The organism is Niallia sp. FSL W8-0951, assembly GCF_038006525.1.
Taxonomy (GTDB): Bacteria; Bacillota; Bacilli; order Bacillales; family Cytobacillaceae; genus Niallia; species Niallia circulans.
Genome location: NZ_JBBOVK010000007.1, coordinates 1 through 4,910, shown reverse-complemented (window position 1 = coordinate 4,910; position 4,910 = coordinate 1). Strand labels below are relative to the sequence as shown.

Annotated in this window: 4 protein-coding genes; all 4 read left to right on the top strand. The window is 35.6% G+C overall.

From position 1 onward, the window contains the following. Positions 1-164: 164 nt before the first annotated feature. The 4 genes from mobV to NSS71_RS25580 all read left to right on the top strand — a co-directional run bounded on the left by mobV (position 165) and on the right by NSS71_RS25580 (position 3,855). Positions 165-1,514: a MobV family relaxase gene (gene mobV, locus NSS71_RS25595; protein WP_341152214.1), complete on the top strand. Its 1,350-nt coding sequence runs from the start codon at positions 165-167 to the stop codon at positions 1,512-1,514. Next, positions 1,514-1,702, top strand: coding sequence for a hypothetical protein (locus NSS71_RS25590; RefSeq protein ID WP_341133461.1), 189 nt, complete (start codon positions 1,514-1,516; stop codon positions 1,700-1,702). Before mobV ends, NSS71_RS25590 begins: the two co-directional genes overlap by 1 nt. Before the next feature lie 212 nt (positions 1,703-1,914). After that, positions 1,915-2,538, top strand: a complete 624-nt coding sequence (locus NSS71_RS25585; RefSeq protein WP_341152213.1) for a MarR family transcriptional regulator — start codon at positions 1,915-1,917, stop codon at positions 2,536-2,538. A gap of 702 nt (positions 2,539-3,240) precedes the next feature. Next, positions 3,241-3,855: a MarR family transcriptional regulator gene (locus NSS71_RS25580; protein ID WP_087095702.1), complete on the top strand. Its 615-nt coding sequence runs from the start codon at positions 3,241-3,243 to the stop codon at positions 3,853-3,855. Positions 3,856-4,910 lie beyond the last annotated feature (1,055 nt).

The window sequence follows — 4,910 nt, the reverse complement described above, 5'->3', positions numbered from 1 at the left end:
CAATGTAAATTGGCCACACTTCAGCAAGGCGAGTTCGACGATAGTCGAAAGGTTTTTAAGGGGGTTTGGGGGATACCCCAACACATGTAACTTTGCGTGCAAAGTGTAGTGTGCTACACTTCTCTTAATCTACTAGATTTTTGAGAAGGAGATGAACCCCTAAAATGAGCTATGCAATTTTGCATATGCAGAAGCTAAAACAACCTGCAATCAAGGGCATTCAAATACATAATCAAAGAGAAAAAGAGAGTCAGACAAATGCTGATATTAGGAATGAACTTTCCCATTTGAATTACGATTTAGTTAATCCTAAATCTATTGATTATAACGAAAAAGTAAACAAAATGATTGAGGAAGGAGTGACGACTGGCAAAGCCATTCGGAAAGATGCGGTGAAAGTTGCTAGTTTTCTTGTTACTTCTGATTCAGAGTATTTTCAGAATCTATCAGAACGAGAAGAAAGACGATTCTTTGAATCGGCTTATGAATTCTTTGCAGATGAATATGGAGAAAAAAATATTGCTTATGCAATGGTTCATAAAGACGAAAAAACACCACATATGCATGTTGGATTTGTGCCGATTACGGAAGATGGTCGGCTTTCGGCAAAAGATTTTTTTGGTAAGAAACAACAACTTGCAAAGCTACAGGATAAATTCCATGACCATATGGTACGAGAAGGATTTGATTTAGAACGTGGGGTCTCAACTGACCGTAAACATGTTGAATCAACTAAATACAAGGCTCTAACGCTTCAACAAATGGAAAAGGATGCGAAAGAGAAGTATGAGCGAACAATAGGTCAGATCCATGAGATTACAGATAAGACAAAAGCTATTGAGAATATTGAATCGAAAAAAGTTCTTGGATTAGTTGGGATGAAAGAGCAGGATTATCAAAGTTTAGTGGACTATGCTACTAATGGAGTTATTTATCAAGTGAAAGCTGAGAATTTAGAAAAAGACTTGGAAAAAGCTAAAAAAGAAGTTGAACAGCTAAAATCAGATATGCAAATTGGACAAGATAAAGTTCGTCATTATTATAAACATATTGAGGAGAATTTGGATTCTTTAGTTAAAGAAAAAGTGATAGAAAAAATGAAGAAGACTGACATTGTAAAGAAATATGAAAACTTAATTGAAAAGTATAATGGGTTGGTTAATAAATACAATGACCAGTTAAAAGAAAAAACAAAACTAGTAGGGGAAAGGGATACACTTAAGTTTGAAAATCAGTCATATCAAAGAGAAAATAGAGATTTAAAGCTAGAAAATGGAAAATTAAAGGATAAATATTTGGAACTTGCTAATGAGTTTTCTGCTTTTAAAAAGAGAGTAGCAAAAGCTTTATTTGCTCAAATTGACCGAGTTAAAAGTTTTTTAAGGCTAAACGATGTAGACCACAATAAAATAAAATTTCTAGAAGATAAACGTAATGATTTTGTCCAGGACTCATTAGAAAAATTAGAGAAACCAGAAAAGCAAAAAAGAAGAGAAATGGAGATGGAACGTTAATGCATGATTTTGAAAGGTCAAAACAGATTATCAAAGGAACTTTAGACTGTAATCGTACTTGGAATGTGACGTTTGAATATAACAGAGACTATGAAAAGAAGCCTTTATCTTGGGAAGAAAATGAACAGTTGCTAGATGATCTTATTAAAGTGTTTGAAAAATATGAAATGCATTGGAAATTGAAATAAGGAGTTTTTAACATGAATAAAGGAAGAAAATGCCTACACTCTATGAATCTGTTATAATTTTACTAGAACGAGAAAAACCGCCCTATGCTTTGGTCGGCTAGGCGGTCTCTCGTATCAATCAAGGGTAAGGAATTAACCCCTATTCACTTTGTTATAAGTGTATTCTAACACATAAGGGCTAATTCCTTCCACACAAAGGGAGAGAATTATTTATGGCAAAAGTTGTTAATTTTGAACAAGCTGAAAGAAATGCTAGAAAGCGAGACTTTGAGAACGATACTGAAAAGTTTAAGCAAGATCATCATGAAGTATCAAAAGAAGAATTAGAAAAGGCTCTTCAAATAGTCAGTAAAGCTACTGGAAAAGAAACTTACATAGGTACTAAAAAAAGTCCCCAATCGAAAGTGAGGTTTGCTCAATTCTTGCAAAGAAACTGGGAATTTTTAAGACGTGAAAAGTATCTCACCAGTGAAGAAAAGGTTTTTTTAACTGATGTTCAATCTAATATCAGTATGCATTCAAATGCTGTTGTAGATGACATAATGAAAAAACCTGCAAATGCTTTGACAATTCAAGGTTTAGCCGATTGTTTAAATACATCACGAACAAAGATTAGTAGAGTAGTAAATGCCTTAATCAAAAAAGGAATACTTGCTAAAGCCGTTTCAGGCGATTCTAAGGACGTAAATCAAGCAAAGGATTATGTATTATTCATTAATCCAAATATCATTTATGTAGGCGATAAAGACGATGTAACAGAACATCTAGTCTTAATGTTTAGAAAGCAAATGAAAGACAATCCAACACTAAAAAAATTACCTCAAAAATTATTTTAACTAAGAGCCATTATTGGCTCTTTATTTTTTTTTTTTAACCGTATCAAATTTAATACGGTACCGTATCATTTTTGATACGGTGCTAAATCTCTAAAACTACTGATATATCAACCTTCTTTAAACATTATGTAAGTCTTATACTCTCACTCTCTATATAAGGGCTTTTCTCCATGCAAGGTTCGGGTAGTATTTTTTGAGAAACCCACTCAAAAAATCTCCACCCTTTTCCCCTTGCATTTCGAAATTTTACAGGCTGCGTCTATCTTGCCGAACGATCGATAAACTGATGAAACAATTTGCTAGTCGTTCGGAAGCAATCTAGTATAGCCTGTAAAAACGCTCTCCCGCACTTAATAGAGTTTCTATGCCATAGTTAGATACGCTAAGAGGGGTTAACCCCTCTTGGCTCTCGCCAATTCACCCCAGCCTCACTCTCTCAACCTGATGAAAGGGAAAATCTTTAATAGCTTTTAGAAAGCCTTAAAGGCTTCTATTTTGCCTTTAAGGCAAATGAAGGTATAAAAACTAGGATAGTCTCTTAATCAGTCTATATGAGCCTTATATGGCGTCTGTCAACGGTAAGCGGACCGAAGGGAGCATTAAGGAGTTGATAGACTCACAGAACCCAAACCCTCTTGGCATTGTCGAAACCGTTTACCACATAGAGGTTAATTCCTTCCACAAAAAAGGGAGAGAATTAATATGACAAAAATTGTGAATTTTGACCAAGCCGAAAAGAAAGCCAGAAAGAGGGATTTTGATTTAGAAAAGCTTCAGTATGCTTTAGATCATGGAGGTGTCCCTCAAGAATTTATTGAAAATGCTATGGAATTATTAAGTAAGGCTACTGGAAAAGAACTTTACATAGGGACTAAACGCTCACCACAGTCGAAAGTGAGGTTTGCTCAATTCTTGCAGAATAATTGGGAGTTTTTAAGACAAAGTAAATATTTATCAGCTAGGGAAAAAAGCTTTTTTATTGATATAACCCCGTTAATTGCCTTTAGTAGCAACTGTATTGTAGACGATATTAAAGCCAAGAATCCTGCACCTTTAAATATTTCTCAGATTGCTAGTTACTTAGGAAATGAACGTGCTAATATTAGCAGAATTATCAATTCGTTAGTTAAAAAAGGTCTTTTATTTAAAGGTGAATCAGGTGTTGAGGGCAATAATAGCAAGGCTTTTGCGGTCTTTGTAAATCCTCATGTGATTTTTGCAGGAGATAAAGATAATGTAAATGAAGCCTTACAAGTAATGTTTCATAAGGCTATGAAAATGCCTGTATTAAAGGATTTACCAGATAAATTATTTTAAAAAATTTAGTCGTAGTTGTTTAATTTGACAACTACGATTTTTTATTTATGTTCGTATTTTTGTTTGTGTTTATTTAGACACACAACTGTGTTCAAATGAACACACACGAAAATCGCTAAAACTACTGATATATCAACCTTTTTTACACTTTTAAAAGTCTCTCTCTTCTCACTCTATATATAAGGGCTTTTCTCCATGCAAGGTACGGGTAGTATTTTTTGAGAAACCCACTCAAAAAATCTCCACCCTTTCCCCCTTGCATGGAGAAATTTTGGCGGTGCTGAACTGTCGCCAAGCCGACGTACCTAAAACGAGGATTTAAGGCAATCGGCTTGCTCGTGCCATTGTACCGCCAAAACCGCCAGAGCAACCGTTCAAAGATTTGTTCTTTTATCACATAGATCCACGCAATAAGGGGCTAGCCCCTCTTGGCTCTCGCCAATTCACCCCAGCCTGCGCCTTCCACCCTAAAACAAGGGGAAAGGCTCTTGAGTGCAAAAAGAGAAGCTTATTTTTTATTTCACTTTATTAAAAGTTTTAGTAACAAAAATCATTAATATCGTGGTATAAATTGTTGTTAAGATTAATCCAATTATTGCACTAAAATACATAGTATTTATCTTTTTAATAACCCTAATTTTCAAGTCGCCACTTCCTTTATTTAACATTACTTTTCAAGTAATACATTCTTTTTATTATTAAATTTATAATCAAAAAATATTCTTGCATTGAGAAGCCCATAAATGCCCTCTATGGCGTTTTGGTGCCCTTTTAGTGTTAAATTAAGGGGCAACCTCCCACAAAGGCGAAAAAGCCCCGTATGGCGTCTGTCAACGGTAAGCGGACCGAAGGGAGCATTAAGGAGTTGACAGACTCACTGCACCAAGACCCTCTCGGTGTGTCAAAAGTTCACCTTTTGACCTGCCTACCGGCGAGGGAGCCCCTCAGGGATTGAGGGGTTGGGGTGTTCGATTAAGGGGGTCTGGGGAAGAGTTCCCCAGTGGGTTTGGGCAAAGCCCAAGGTCTATGGTTTTCTCGAATGGATGAAGTGCTGC